This is a genomic window from Citrobacter freundii complex sp. CFNIH4 (genome assembly GCF_002934505.1).
Lineage (GTDB): Bacteria > Pseudomonadota > Gammaproteobacteria > Enterobacterales > Enterobacteriaceae > Citrobacter > Citrobacter freundii.
Window position 1 is genome coordinate 2,046,751 of record NZ_CP026231.1, and the last position, 13,027, is coordinate 2,059,777.

At 52.6% G+C, this 13,027-nt stretch carries 14 protein-coding genes; 6 read left to right on the forward strand and 8 right to left on the reverse strand.

Going from position 1 to position 13,027, the window contains the following annotated elements; genetic code table 11:
• Window positions 1–15 precede the first annotated feature (15 nt).
• Window positions 16–1,401 (reverse strand): YchO/YchP family invasin, encoded by a 1,386-nt coding sequence (locus C2U41_RS10445; protein WP_042270433.1) that lies wholly within the window; start codon window positions 1,399–1,401, stop codon window positions 16–18.
• Between the two features lie 175 nt (window positions 1,402–1,576).
• Between C2U41_RS10445 and C2U41_RS10450 the strand changes: the two genes are divergently transcribed.
• Entirely contained in the window at window positions 1,577–1,930 is a 354-nt protein-coding gene (locus tag C2U41_RS10450; RefSeq protein WP_003020761.1) for a DsrE/DsrF/TusD sulfur relay family protein, read from the forward strand.
• 262 nt (window positions 1,931–2,192) lie between these two features.
• Window positions 2,193–2,438 carry a DUF1883 domain-containing protein gene (locus C2U41_RS10455; protein ID WP_003020763.1) on the forward strand — a complete coding sequence of 82 codons (246 nt, stop codon included), beginning with the start codon at window positions 2,193–2,195 and terminating at the stop codon, window positions 2,436–2,438.
• A 54-nt stretch (window positions 2,439–2,492) separates the two neighbouring features.
• On the opposite strand, the gene C2U41_RS10460 is transcribed toward C2U41_RS10455, so the two are convergent.
• On the reverse strand, window positions 2,493–3,188 hold the full coding sequence (locus C2U41_RS10460) for a gamma-glutamylcyclotransferase (protein WP_016150353.1): 696 nt from the start codon (window positions 3,186–3,188) through the stop codon (window positions 2,493–2,495).
• Window positions 3,189–3,591: 403 nt separating this feature from the next.
• Here C2U41_RS10460 and chaA point away from each other — a divergent pair, with 403 nt between their 5' ends.
• On the forward strand, window positions 3,592–4,692 hold the full coding sequence (gene chaA, locus C2U41_RS10465; protein ID WP_003020769.1) for a sodium-potassium/proton antiporter ChaA: 1,101 nt from the start codon (window positions 3,592–3,594) through the stop codon (window positions 4,690–4,692).
• Between the two features lie 98 nt (window positions 4,693–4,790).
• Here the strand turns inward: chaA and kdsA are convergent, their stop codons facing one another.
• From kdsA to hemA, 6 genes are read right to left on the reverse strand one after another with little or no spacing between them, the layout of a single operon-like run.
• Window positions 4,791–5,645, reverse strand: a complete 855-nt coding sequence (kdsA, locus tag C2U41_RS10470) for a 3-deoxy-8-phosphooctulonate synthase (protein ID WP_003020772.1) — start codon at window positions 5,643–5,645, stop codon at window positions 4,791–4,793.
• A gap of 35 nt (window positions 5,646–5,680) precedes the next feature.
• Complete coding sequence (sirB1, locus tag C2U41_RS10475; protein ID WP_003020775.1) at window positions 5,681–6,490, reverse strand: invasion regulator SirB1; 810 nt, start codon at window positions 6,488–6,490, stop codon at window positions 5,681–5,683.
• 2 nt (window positions 6,491–6,492) lie between these two features.
• Window positions 6,493–6,885 carry an invasion regulator SirB2 gene (gene sirB2 / locus C2U41_RS10480; protein ID WP_003020779.1) on the reverse strand — a complete coding sequence of 131 codons (393 nt, stop codon included), beginning with the start codon at window positions 6,883–6,885 and terminating at the stop codon, window positions 6,493–6,495.
• Complete coding sequence (gene prmC, locus C2U41_RS10485) at window positions 6,882–7,715, reverse strand: peptide chain release factor N(5)-glutamine methyltransferase (protein WP_048232145.1); 834 nt, start codon at window positions 7,713–7,715, stop codon at window positions 6,882–6,884. The genes sirB2 and prmC overlap by 4 nt, the downstream gene beginning before the upstream one ends.
• A complete protein-coding gene (prfA, locus tag C2U41_RS10490; protein ID WP_003020786.1) occupies window positions 7,715–8,797 on the reverse strand; it encodes a peptide chain release factor 1 in 1,083 nt (360 codons plus the stop codon). Before prfA ends, prmC begins: the two co-directional genes overlap by 1 nt.
• Before the next feature lie 41 nt (window positions 8,798–8,838).
• The gene (gene hemA, locus C2U41_RS10495) at window positions 8,839–10,095 is read right to left on the reverse strand and encodes a glutamyl-tRNA reductase (RefSeq protein WP_003020789.1); all 1,257 of its coding nucleotides are present in this window, start codon (window positions 10,093–10,095) and stop codon (window positions 8,839–8,841) included.
• A 211-nt stretch (window positions 10,096–10,306) separates the two neighbouring features.
• Here hemA and lolB point away from each other — a divergent pair, with 211 nt between their 5' ends.
• The 3 genes from lolB (at window position 10,307) to prs (ending at window position 12,992) form a co-directional block, all read left to right on the forward strand.
• Window positions 10,307–10,930 (forward strand): lipoprotein insertase outer membrane protein LolB, encoded by a 624-nt coding sequence (gene lolB, locus C2U41_RS10500; RefSeq protein WP_003841325.1) that lies wholly within the window; start codon window positions 10,307–10,309, stop codon window positions 10,928–10,930.
• Window positions 10,927–11,778 carry a 4-(cytidine 5'-diphospho)-2-C-methyl-D-erythritol kinase gene (gene ispE, locus C2U41_RS10505; protein ID WP_032935447.1) on the forward strand — a complete coding sequence of 284 codons (852 nt, stop codon included), beginning with the start codon at window positions 10,927–10,929 and terminating at the stop codon, window positions 11,776–11,778. The genes lolB and ispE overlap by 4 nt, the downstream gene beginning before the upstream one ends.
• A gap of 266 nt (window positions 11,779–12,044) precedes the next feature.
• The gene (gene prs / locus C2U41_RS10510; RefSeq protein ID WP_001518537.1) at window positions 12,045–12,992 is read left to right on the forward strand and encodes a ribose-phosphate diphosphokinase; all 948 of its coding nucleotides are present in this window, start codon (window positions 12,045–12,047) and stop codon (window positions 12,990–12,992) included.
• Window positions 12,993–13,027: the final 35 nt, after the last annotated feature.

Genomic DNA, 13,027 nt, shown 5'->3' on the forward strand with positions numbered 1-13,027 from the left:
GCTCATGCGTCATTGTTAACGAGGATCATTTTCCGAAACGGTAATAAACGGTTCGGTCAGTGATAGCGTGATCTCATTGGAAGAGACACGCTGGCCCTGCTCATCTTCTACCACCACAGACAACCGCCAGCGGTTTGTCGCACCTTCTCTGTTGTCCCACTTCGGCATAATAATCGTCCAACCCTGAGCGCTTCGGCTATTGCTGCCCGCCGTTAAGCTCAACGCCTGAGTATCACCCTGCCATGCCAGACGACGGATCCCATGCAAACTACGCACCTGCACCTTCAACGCCACCGTCTCACCAGGCTTGAGATCCCAGGGTGGCGTGGCCAAAAATACCGACAGTGTTTTACGCTGGCGATACTCCAGCGTCGGCAGATTGTTACGTTGTGGATCGTCATAACGACTGCCGCGCAGCGATCGACTGTTTGCCACCTCGCTTACCATCAGCTGTTTTTTTAGCGGCACACCAAAACGATAATTTAGCGTTAATCCGAGGTTATTCTGACTGACGCCATTTTCACCCTGCTTATGCTGTGCTGTCACGGTGATCAGCGGCACCGGCGTATAGCTCAATCCCAGATTCACCGCCACAGGATTGTGGTACCCGGTTCCGGAATGAAACAGATCCACCTGGTCACCAAAATACTGCTCCACGCTGACGCTGGTATTGAGATGTTGATAGAACGGCATGCGCATTTGCGCGGTCAGGTCGTATCCCCGGGCCATCCGTTGTTCTTGAGTTGCAAAACGATCCTGCCAGGAGGACAACGGTTGATAGTAATTAGCAGATAAACGGAGGTATTCACCCCACGCCTCTGCCCCCACGCCTCCCCGAGGCAGATTCTCATCCAGCAGGTTGTCATAAAAGGTGTTGTAACCCAGTAACCAACCGTCACGAACCCAGCGCTGCCCAATCCCCGCATTACTGACCAGGCCTCCGTCCTGTTGCGTCAGCCCCAACTGGCTCCATGTGAGATAACGTTGATTGTCCTGCCACGGGATAAACCAACTTCCCCGACTCCCGGTAAAGCTGCCTTCGTTATCCACCTGCAACCCGACGCTGGCGTTTCCCCAGGGAGAGAGCCAGGATTCCAGTTGCTGATTCACCTGTTCGCTGACCCTGTCGCGCACCTGGCCAAACGCAAACTGCTTCGCCTGTTCACCTGTATCAAGCCCGTTATCGGTCATGCTGGCTTCACCAAACGCTTTGACCATTTCGGCAAAGTGCTTTTCGCCTGCCCGCGACTCCGGCGCCATACCAAGATCGGGCAAGCCATCACTATTGTTATCGAAAGGGTTTTCCGCCTGGTGAATAAATGACGATTGCGCGCTGGCAGTACCGCCTGCCAACGGCAAGAGTGCAAATACAGCGAGAGATAAATAAATAATACGGCTCAAATCGTTAGTGGTTTCTTATATCTATTAGCCACAGCGGCATACTTATCTTAAACCATAACGTCTTCAGTATTGATTTTCAGCCCTTCCTTCCTTTTTCGGCATTATCCTGGCATCTAGAAATAGGTGTAACATACGTGTCAGTTTTTAACGCTCACATGCAGCAAAAGGAGTAAAAATGCAAAAGATAGTGATCGTCGCGAACGGTGCAGCCTATGGAAGCGAATCGTTATTTAACAGCCTACGTCTGGCTATCGCCTTGCGCGAGCAGGAAGGGGATCTCGATCTGCGTTTGTTTTTAATGTCGGACGCGGTAACCGCGGGATTGCGTGGTCAAAAACCCGCGGAAGGATACAATATTCAGCAAATGCTGGAGATTCTGACGGCGCAAAATGTGCCGGTCAAACTGTGCAAAACCTGCACCGATGGCCGTGGAATCACCACGCTGCCGTTAATTGACGGAGTAGCCGTCGGCACGCTGGTTGAACTGGCTCAATGGACGCTGGCTGCAGATAAAGTGCTGACCTTCTGATACACCGCTTTCAGGCAAGCACACTGAAAGTGTCGATAATTTCCGGATTTAATCGTAGATGGGCGCGGTTTCGTTGAACGTTAGCACGCCCTTTCAATCCTTTTGAGGGATTTTGTCACTTTTGTTTAATCGTTATGCCATTTTTTGATCAAAATCAGCATCCCGTTGCTCCCCCTTTGGTGTTATGCAATGAGTGAAATGTGAACAACATCACGCAGCACTTTCGACAGAAAGTACGTTGTTTTCAAGAACGGGGTGAAAAATGGCATTAGTGAAGGCAAGTTTAAAGTTATTTGGTGGCGATACGGTGGTTGTGCGCTGTTCCGAGCGCTGTCACATCCATCTGATGAGCGAGAAAAATCACGTCAAAGACACGCAGTCCGACATCTTAAGCGTGCAGGATCGTGATAACGCATGGTTGACCGTGCCCTATACCGGCATCTGGAATGTGCTGATCGACAGCCACAGCCAGTCGCTAGAGCATTCAATAAGTTATATTGCAGCCTAAGCGTTAATTGCCCGAAAAGCGCCTGGCTTTCGGGCATTCAGTTCCCGGCTGGATTCAGGCAAACCCTGGCCGCATAACGCCTTCCGGCAGGTTCTCTCCCAACAATCGTTTGACCGAGATCACCAGATCGTTAAGACAATCATCCTGCATCCCCAACTTGACCAGCTCTTGTTCCAGCGAGAACAAATACTGGGCGTTGGTGCCTAAAGGTCCGCTCGCCGCAGCGATAAGCGGCGCAATCACCTGCGCGCGCGTGTCTGACTCAAACAGCGGGTGGCGAGGATCCATAATAAAGACCAGCGCGTTCACCGTCCGACCATCATCCAGCGCCAACTGGCACCAGGTGGGCAGATAGCATCCGGTGATCATTTCACGCTTCCACAGTAAAGAAAGCTCTTGTTCGAGCGATGCGTTAGGTAAGCGGTAGGCTACACCGGTGGTGCGTCCGCCCTCTTTCAAGGCCAACATGCGTCCTGGCTGACCCGCCGTTCCTCGCCCCGCCGTCAGGCGCAGGCAAAAAGCACGGTGCCAGCCAACTAACGTCCCGGTACAGGACTCATCAAACTCTAAGGCCGGATTCCACATCAACGATCCATAACCGAAGATCCACACCGGTCCATCATCGGGTCGGCAAGCAAGCGTGGCCGCCAGTGAGGCTGCCCGTTGTTCCGCTGACCAGAGTAGTGATTCTTCAATAGCACCAAATGCCGTCTTACAGTCGGCATTCAATAAAAAATCACGCGTTAACACCTTACACCTCCGCCACTGCTGCTTCCCTGCGACAACTTTTTTGACGCCTTCCGGGCTTTTTTACTGCTCATTTTGAAACCAATAGCTGGACAATAGGCAATTCACCGCTCGCTTGCAAGGCAACAAAGCGTCAACGGCACTTTATATCCTCTCGCGTTGCTAAGCTCTGCACTATCATTTGTATCAGTAGTATCAGCAATTTTTGTTGACGTTAAAATCTAATGCTTTGTTATTTAAATACTCTATAAACAAGATATGCAATTTTATCCGCTTGGATGCAAAAATTGGTCCATGCCGTAAAATTACGTAAAACTAGATCGGAAATACCGAAAGATCTGTTATTTTTTACATTCTTTAATACTTTTATAATTATAAATACCTGCAGAGATGGAGAATTAGTTCAATGACACAAGTACATGAGGCGGTAAAAACCCGCCACAAGGAGACCTCTCTCGTCTTCCCGATTTTGGCGCTGGTAGTCCTGTTCTTCTGGGGGAGCAGTCAGTCACTACCAGTGGTCATCGGTATTAATGCGCTGGCCCTTATTGGTATATTAAGCAGCGCATTCAGCGTTGTCCGTCATGCGGATGTATTAGCGCATCGACTTGGCGAACCCTACGGGTCACTGATCCTCAGTCTGTCCGTCGTTATTCTCGAAGTCAGCTTAATCTCCGCATTAATGGCGACCGGTGATGCTGCACCTACGCTCATGCGCGACACGCTGTATTCAATCATTATGATCGTCACCGGCGGTCTGGTCGGTTTTTCATTACTGTTGGGTGGCCGTAAATTTGCTACTCAGTATATGAACCTGTTTGGTATTAAACAGTATTTAATTGCCCTGTTCCCACTGGCCATTATTGTCCTGGTGTTCCCAATGGCTCTACCGGGCGCTAATTTCACCACTGCGCAGGCGCTGTTGGTGGCGTTAATTTCTGCAGCGATGTACGGCGTATTTTTACTAATCCAAACCAAAACGCACCAAAGCCTGTTCATTTACGAGCATGAAGATGAAGGCGACGATGACGACCCGCATCACGGTAAGCCGTCAGCACACAGCAATATGTGGCACGCCGCCTGGCTTATCATTCATCTGATCGCCGTTATCGCCGTAACTAAGATGAACGCCAGCCCTCTGGAGACATTGCTGACTGAACTGAATGCCCCAGTGGCCTTTACCGGTTTCCTGGTCGCGTTACTCATCCTCTCTCCTGAAGGGCTGGGCGCGCTGAAAGCGGTTCTGAGCAATCAGGTACAGCGGGCGATGAATTTGTTCTTCGGTTCAGTATTAGCCACTATTTCACTGACCGTACCAGTGGTGACGCTGATCGCATGGGCAACCGGGAATGATTTGGTGTTTGCGCTGGGCGCGCCAGAGATGATTGTGATGGTTTCTTCACTGGTACTGTGCCATATCTCTTTCTCCACCGGACGCACCAATGTGCTTAACGGTGCGGCACATCTGGCGCTGTTTATCGCCTATCTGATGACAATATTTGCCTGATGAAAAAAGCCGGACACCGACATAACTTGTCGGGTCCGGCTTCTTATTTCCTTTCGTATACCTGATAAGCGCAAGCTCTATCAGGCACACAAAATGAATTAGTTCTCGGTATCCAGCTCGTCGAAGCTTTTCACCAGGTCATCAATCGCTTTAATCTGCGTCAGGAACTGTTCCAGTTTCGCCAGCGGCAGCGCGGATGGGCCATCGCATTTCGCATTGGCTGGATCCGGATGCGCTTCAATAAACAGACCTGCCAGACCTACCGCCATACCGGCGCGAGCCAGTTCGGTAACCTGCGCACGACGACCGCCGCTTGCTGCGCCAAACGGATCACGGCATTGCAGCGCATGGGTAACGTCAAAAATCACTGGTGAGTTTCCGGAGACTTTCTTCATCACGCTGAAGCCCAGCATGTCCACAACCAGGTTGTCATAACCAAAGTTCGCGCCACGGTCGCACAGAATAACTTTATCGTTACCACCTTCATGGAATTTATCCACAATATTGCCCATCTGGCCAGGGCTTACGAACTGCGGTTTCTTCACGTTGATAACGGCACCGGTTTTCGCCATCGCTTCCACCAGATCGGTCTGACGCGCGAGGAATGCCGGCAGCTGAATCACATCCACCACGTCAGCAACAGGCTGCGCCTGGCTGGCTTCGTGAACGTCGGTGATCACTTTTACGCCAAAAGTCTGCTTCAGTTCCTGGAAGATTTTCATCCCTTCTTCAAGGCCCGGTCCACGGTAAGAGTGGATGGAAGAACGGTTGGCTTTATCAAAGGAGGCTTTGAACACGTAAGGGATACCCAGCTTTTGAGTAACGGTTACGTAGTGCTCACAAATGCGCATCGCCAGATCGCGGGATTCCAGCACGTTCATTCCGCCAAACAGCACGAACGGCAGGTCATTTGCCACGTTGATGTCGCCAATGCTAACCACTTTTTGTTTCATAGGATCGCCTTAAACGGTAGGTAAAGTGTCATTAATCAATGCAATACAATTTGCTTGTGCGAAATAGTATTAATCTGCGCACGAATCATTTCGCTGATCGGGTCTTCCGGACACTGCTCAACGAAATAACTTAAATCGGTCAGCGCAACGTGTTCACACTCAAGCTGCGCGTAGATTAATCCACGATCGCGTATTTCATACGGATCTTCAGGATTAAACTGTAATAGTGCTTCGCTGGCACGCAGCGCCAGCTCCATTTGCCGCTCTTCCATCAGCGATGATTTCAGCGTGTCGAGCAGCTTGCGGATTACTTCTGCATTATCCGCCTCATCCAGGTCTTCGTTAAACAGTTCCGCGACCGGGCTGATATTCCCTTTCAGCCACACTTCCAGCGTGTGCTCATTTAACGTTTCGCCATTGAACGGATTGATTAGCCACATTTCGCCATCGAGCGATTCAATACGCAGGATGAGTTGTGTCGGGAAAATCACCGGCACCAGCGGTAGCTCCAGTCGGTTGGCAATCCACAACAAGATAGCGCCCAGAGATACGGCGCTGCCCTGACGATTTTTCAGTACCTGGTCAAGCCATAATGCATCAGAAAGACGATAGACGCCGTGGGTATCCGTAAACCCCCATTCGCCGTAAAAAAGTGCCAGCAGTTTTTCCAGTTGCTCATCCTGAGACAGGAGCTGGCTAATTTCTTCTTGCGCCAGACTAACCAGACGTTCCAGTTCGTCATACACAGTTTGTGTTGGAAAATCCAGACGGATAGACTCCGACGCCAGGATCATCCCATCACACAATGGCGCTTTATTAAATTCGAAATCAGCTAACGACCTCATGCTTACCCCAGTAACGGTATTTTTGTGGTGGCGAGTTTAATGATGATGTACAGCACCACCAGCGCCAGCGGAAATGCGACTAATCGCGCCTGCTGACTGCGCGCCCGACGATAATCGAGCGCAATAAAACCCAAAACGATGTAAATGATAACCCCAAACAGCTTTTCAGTCAGCCATGTCCCGTGCTCAGTGAATGGCAGGATGTGCGCTTTAACCATTAACGCTATGCCGCTGAGTAATAAAACGGTATCGACAACCGGCGGCACGATGCGCGTCCAGCGCGCGCAGGCAAGGCGCGAGTCGGTGTAACGCCACCAAAAACGCAGCGTTAACAGACCAACAGAAAGCGCAATGCTGATGAGATGGACGTTGAGTAACACGCTGAAGGTACTCATGATGGGATGCGTCCAAGCGTAATTCGCTCGTTGCCGCCATAGTCGCGGCAGGTTTCAACCGCCTGGTAACCAGCATGAGTATAGGCGTCGCGGACTGCCTGTCCCTGCTGCCAGCCGTGCTCCAGCAACAGATAGCCGCCGGGCGTTAGCATTTGTCGAGACTGGTCAATGATATGCACGATATCCGCCATACCCTGCTCGCCCGCCACCAGTGCCGATAGCGGCTCAAAACGTACATCGCCAAGCGCCAGGTGCGGGTCCTGTTCGTCGATATACGGCGGATTGCTGACAATCATGTCAAACTGCTGCCCCTGCAAAGCGCTGAACCAGTCGCTTTGCAGCACGCAAACATTGTCGATGGCCAGATGCTGTTTGTTGCGAGTTGCCAGCGCCACGGCATCGGGCATGCGGTCAACCGCGGTCACCGCACAATCCGGACGCTCAGTTGCCAGCGCCAGCGCGATGGCGCCCGTACCGGTTCCCAAATCGAGAATACGACACGCAGAGGCAGGCAGACGAGCCAGCGCCTGCTCAACAAGACACTCAGTATCCGGGCGTGGAATAAGCGTAGCCGGAGAGACAAACAGCGGCAGCGACCAGAACTCGCGCACGCCGGTCAGATGTGCCACCGGCTCACCCCGCTGACGGCGTTCCAGTAATGTATCGAGCCGTTGACGCTGCGCCTCGGTTAACACCGTTTCGCCGAACGCCAGAATAAAGGTGCGCCCCTTACCGGTGACAAACTCGAGTAAAATCTCGGCGTCACGTCGCGGGCTTTCGCTTTCCTGTAATTGGCTTATCGCTTCACGCAGCCAGTGCTGATAATCCATTAATCCTGCTCGGACAACGCCGCCAGTTGGTCGGCCTGGTATTCCTGGACAATCGGCTCAATCAGCATATCCAGTTTGCCTTCCATCGCTTCATCCAGACGGTAGAGTGTCAGGTTAATGCGGTGATCGGTCACACGACCCTGCGGGAAGTTATAGGTGCGGTTACGATCGCTGCGATCGCCGCTGCCCAACAGGTTACGACGTTCAGAGGCTTCTGCCTGTTGACGTCTTGCCACTTCGGCGGCACGAATTCGCGCCCCCAGCACCGACATCGCTTTGGCTTTGTTTTTATGCTGTGAACGTTCGTCCTGGCATTCCACCACGATACCGGTCGGTAAGTGGGTAATACGGATTGCGGAGTCGGTGGTGTTAACGTGCTGACCGCCCGCGCCTGATGAACGGAAGGTATCAATACGCAGATCGGCCGGGTTGATGTCCGGCAGTTCGGCATCCGGCAGTTCCGGCATGACAGCGACCGTACAGGCAGAAGTATGAATACGCCCCTGCGATTCCGTCGCAGGTACGCGCTGCACGCGATGGCCGCCGGACTCAAATTTCAGTCGCCCGTAAACGCCTTCGCCGCTAATCTTGGCAATAACTTCTTTAAACCCGCCATGTTCGCCTTCGCTGGCGCTCATGATCTCTACCCGCCAGCGACGCGATTCAGCGTAACGGCTGTACATGCGGAACAGATCGCCGGCAAACAGCGCCGCTTCATCACCACCGGTTCCCGCACGCACTTCGAGGAAGGCGTTACGTTCGTCATCGGGGTCTTTAGGTAACAGCAGGACCTGCAGATGCTGTTCCAGCTGCTCGCATTTCTCTTTTGCTTCGCGCAGTTCATCCTGCGCCATTTCACGCATTTCAGGATCGTCGAGCATCATCTGAGCCGTCTCGATATCTTCCTGAACCTGTTGCCAGTCCGTAAAACAGCGAGAGACATCGCTTAATTGCGCATATTCGCGCGACAGCGCACGAAAGCGATCCTGATCTGCGATAGTACCCGCATCACCGAGCAGCGCCTGAACTTCTTCATGGCGTTCATGCAGGGCTTCCAGTTTGGCAACGATAGAAGGCTTCATAGGCGTAAATGCACCCTGTAAAAAATAAGATTGGTGTGCTGCTACTCCAGCCCGAGGCTGTCGCGCAGAATATTCAGGCGTTCACTATCCCCGTCACGGGCGGCCTGTTGAAGTGATTTGGTTGGTGCATGGATCAGGCGGTTGGTCAGTTTCCAGGCCAAATCCTGCATAATGGCTTGCGCATCACCGCCCTGCTGAAGAGCGGCCAACGCTTTAGCGGTCAGTTCATCACGGATCTGTTCTGACTGACTGCGATACTCGCGGATAGTGTCGCTTGCGCCCTGGGCGCGTAGCCAGGCCATAAACTCGCTGGCTTCCTGCTCCACAATCGTTTCGGCTTCCACCGCCGCCGCTTTGCGCTGGGCCAGGTTATGCGAAATGATGCTTTGCAGGTCATCAACGCTGTACAGATAGGCGTTAGACAATTTACCCACTTCCGGCTCGACATCGCGCGGTACGGCGATATCCACCAGTAGCATAGGCTGATTGCGACGGTTTTTAAGCGCGCGTTCCACCATTCCTTTACCGATAATCGGCAGCGGACTGGCAGTAGAACTGATAATGATATCGGCATCCTGCAAACGCGCGTCGATATCACTCAGTGAAATCACCTCGGCGCCGACTTCATCCGCCAGCACCTGCGCACGCTCGCGCGTACGGTTGGCGATGATCATCTTCTTCACTTTATGCTCGCGCAAGTGTCGCGCTACCAGTTCGATGGTTTCGCCCGCACCGACTAACAGCACGGTTACCGTTGAGAGCGATTCAAATATCTGCCGCGCCAGAGTACAGGCGGCAAACGCCACCGACACGGCGCTGGCACCGATGTCAGTTTCTGTACGTACACGTTTAGCAACAGAGAATGATTTCTGGAACATGCGCTCCAGCGCACTGGCGTTCTGGTGGCCTTTTTGCGAATCCGCAAATGCTTTTTTCACCTGCCCCAAAATTTGCGGTTCACCGAGCACCAGTGAATCCAGACCACTGGCAACGCGCATCAAATGACTGACGGCGTCGTTGTCCTGGTGCCAGTACAGGCTATTACGTAGGTCTTCTTCATTGAGGTTATGGTATTCGCACAGCCAGCGAATCAGCGCTTCTCGCAGGTTATCCTGCTCTTCCACGCTGAGGTAAATCTCTGTGCGGTTACACGTCGACAGCACTACCCCGCCCTGCACCATTGGCAGCGCTTGCAGGCTGTCCAGCGCCTGATCGAGCGTATCCGGCGAAAACGTTACGCGTTCTCGCAGCGATACAGGTGCCGTTTTATGGTTAATACCAAGCGCTAAAAGGGTCATGTGTGCGGGAATAGTACCAGCGTTGATAAGGTTAGACTGGGTGCATCATACAGGATGCGTGCGGTCAATAAAAGAGACTGACCCCTTTTGGAGTAATAGCTTAGTGCACAAATTTAAGCGATTTAAGATAACTTGAACGTAGACGATGTCTGATGGCGGCGCTAGCATTAAGAGTTATAACTGCAACGTATCTCAAGGATTTGTCATCATTATGACCCTGCCTGATTTTCGCCTGATTCGCCTGCTGCCCCTTGCGGCCCTGGTTCTTAGTGCCTGTACCCTCAACGCGCCGAAAGGTCCCGGCAAAAGCCCCGATTCCCCGCAGTGGCGCCAGCACCAGCAGGAAGTACGCGCCCTGAACCAATATCAGACGCGCGGTGCGTTTGCCTATATTTCCGATCAACAGAAAGTGTATGCCCGCTTTTTCTGGCAGCAAACCGGTCAGGATCGCTATCGTCTCCTGCTGACCAACCCACTGGGCAGCACTGAACTGGAACTCAATGCGCAGCCGGGCAACGTCGAACTGGTCGATAACAAAGGCAAGCACTACACTGCCGACGACGCTGAAGAGATGATCGGCAAACTGACTGGCATGCCTATCCCATTGAATAGCCTGCGCCAGTGGATCCTTGGTCTGCCGGGAGATGCCACCGATTACAAACTCGATGATCAATACCGTCTAAGTGAAGTGAATTACAGCAAAGACGGTAAAAACTGGAAAGTGGTCTATAGCGGCTACGACAGCAAAACCCAGCCAGCGATGCCGGCAAACATGGAGCTGTCGGACGGCGATCAGCGTATTAAGCTGAAAATGGACAACTGGATTGTGAAATGATGACTCATTGGCCCTCTCCGGCAAAACTGAATCTGTTTTTATACATCACCGGGCAACGTGCGGACGGTTACCACTCGCTGCAAACGCTATTTCAGTTTCTTGATTATGGCGACACGATAGATATTGCGCTGCGTGGCGACGGCGAAATTCGCCTGTTAACCCCGGTGGAAGGCGTTGCGCACGAAGACAACCTGATCGTCCGTGCGGCACGTTTGCTGATGAAGGTAGCATCTGAAAGCAATCGCCTTCCCAAAGGGAGCGGTGCGGACATCAGTATCGACAAACGCCTGCCGATGGGCGGCGGCCTCGGCGGTGGTTCATCAAATGCGGCAACCGTTCTGGTGGCGCTTAACCATCTCTGGCAGTGTGGACTTTCGATTGATGAACTGGCGGCACTCGGTTTAACCCTAGGGGCGGATGTTCCCGTGTTCGTGCGCGGCCATGCGGCCTTTGCCGAAGGTGTTGGAGAAATTCTGACGCCGGTCGAGCCTGAAGAAAAGTGGTATCTGGTTGCTCACCCGGGAGTCAGCATTCCGACACCGGTGATTTTTAACGATCCCGACCTCCCGCGCAACACGCCAAAAAGGTCAATAAAAACGTTACTAAAATGTGAATTCGGCAATGATTGCGAGGTTATCGCAAGAAAACGTTTTCGCGAGGTTGATGCGGCGCTTTCCTGGCTGTTAGAATACGCGCCGTCGCGCCTGACTGGTACAGGGGCTTGTGTCTTTGCTGAATTTGACACTGAGTCTCGTGCTCGCCAGGTGCTTGAGCAAGCCCCGGAATGGCTCAAAGGCTTTGTGGCGAAAGGCGTCAACCTCTCCCCATTGCACAGAGCGTTACTCTAAATCCTTGTGGTTTCAGGAAGATGGCGAAATGACGAACCGCCAGGAGCATACAAAAGTATGTGACTGGTGTGAGGAATTGATGCCAGCGAACATGAAACACGAAGGATAACGAGTAAGCCGGGCAAGCTGAGTTGCGGTGACAACGTCACCCTGTTCCAGACGTTGCATCGCGCTCTTTAATACACCGCATGGAGAGGATACTGCCTGGCCCGCACAGTTTTCGGCAGATTCTTTCCACCAATGGACGCATGCCTGAGGTTCTTCTCGTGCCTGATATGAAGCTTTTTGCTGGTAACGCCACCCCGGAACTAGCACAACGTATTGCCAACCGCCTGTACACTTCACTCGGCGACGCCGCTGTAGGTCGCTTTAGCGACGGCGAAGTCAGCGTACAAATTAATGAAAATGTACGCGGTGGTGATATTTTCATCATCCAGTCCACTTGTGCCCCTACTAACGACAACCTGATGGAATTGGTCGTTATGGTTGATGCGCTGCGCCGTGCTTCCGCAGGCCGTATCACCGCCGTTATTCCTTACTTCGGCTATGCACGTCAGGATCGTCGCGTACGTTCCGCTCGTGTACCGATTACCGCTAAAGTCGTCGCTGATTTCCTGTCCAGCGTTGGCGTTGACCGCGTCCTCACCGTTGACCTGCATGCTGAACAGATCCAGGGCTTCTTCGATGTACCGGTTGATAACGTATTCGGTAGCCCGATCCTGTTAGAAGACATGCTGCAGCTGAACCTGGACAACCCAATTGTGGTTTCTCCGGATATCGGTGGCGTCGTGCGTGCCCGCGCTATCGCTAAACTGCTGAACGATACCGATATGGCTATCATCGACAAACGTCGCCCGCGTGCGAACGTTTCTCAGGTGATGCACATTATTGGTGACGTTGCAGGTCGTGACTGCGTGCTGGTTGATGACATGATCGATACCGGCGGTACGCTGTGCAAAGCAGCAGAAGCACTGAAAGAACGTGGTGCAAAACGCGTATTTGCTTACGCAACCCACCCGATCTTCTCAGGTAATGCGGCAAACAACCTGCGCAACTCTGTTATTGATGAAGTCGTTGTCTGTGACACAATTCCACTGACTGACGAAATCAAAGCACTGCCAAACGTGCGTACATTGACCCTGTCGGGTATGCTGGCCGAAGCGATTCGTCGTATCAGCAACGAAGAATCCATCTCTGCTATGTTCGAGCATTAATCGAGCCCGGCTCAAAAACCCGCTGCGGCGGGTTT

Excerpts from the sequence above, each read along its gene's own strand:
- C2U41_RS10450 (WP_003020761.1), top strand. The coding sequence starts at position 1,577 with ATGCAAAAGATAGTGATCGTCGCGAACGGTGCAGCCTATGGAAGCGAA.
- C2U41_RS10455 (WP_003020763.1), top strand. The coding sequence starts at position 2,193 with ATGGCATTAGTGAAGGCAAGTTTAAAGTTATTTGGTGGCGATACGGTG.
- chaA (WP_003020769.1), top strand. The coding sequence starts at position 3,592 with ATGACACAAGTACATGAGGCGGTAAAAACCCGCCACAAGGAGACCTCT.
- kdsA (WP_003020772.1), bottom strand. The coding sequence starts at position 5,645 with ATGAAACAAAAAGTGGTTAGCATTGGCGACATCAACGTGGCAAATGAC.
- sirB1 (WP_003020775.1), bottom strand. The coding sequence starts at position 6,490 with ATGAGGTCGTTAGCTGATTTCGAATTTAATAAAGCGCCATTGTGTGAT.
- sirB2 (WP_003020779.1), bottom strand. The coding sequence starts at position 6,885 with ATGAGTACCTTCAGCGTGTTACTCAACGTCCATCTCATCAGCATTGCG.
- prmC (WP_048232145.1), bottom strand. The coding sequence starts at position 7,715 with ATGGATTATCAGCACTGGCTGCGTGAAGCGATAAGCCAATTACAGGAA.
- prfA (WP_003020786.1), bottom strand. The coding sequence starts at position 8,797 with ATGAAGCCTTCTATCGTTGCCAAACTGGAAGCCCTGCATGAACGCCAT.
- hemA (WP_003020789.1), bottom strand. The coding sequence starts at position 10,095 with ATGACCCTTTTAGCGCTTGGTATTAACCATAAAACGGCACCTGTATCG.
- lolB (WP_003841325.1), top strand. The coding sequence starts at position 10,307 with ATGACCCTGCCTGATTTTCGCCTGATTCGCCTGCTGCCCCTTGCGGCC.
- ispE (WP_032935447.1), top strand. The coding sequence starts at position 10,927 with ATGATGACTCATTGGCCCTCTCCGGCAAAACTGAATCTGTTTTTATAC.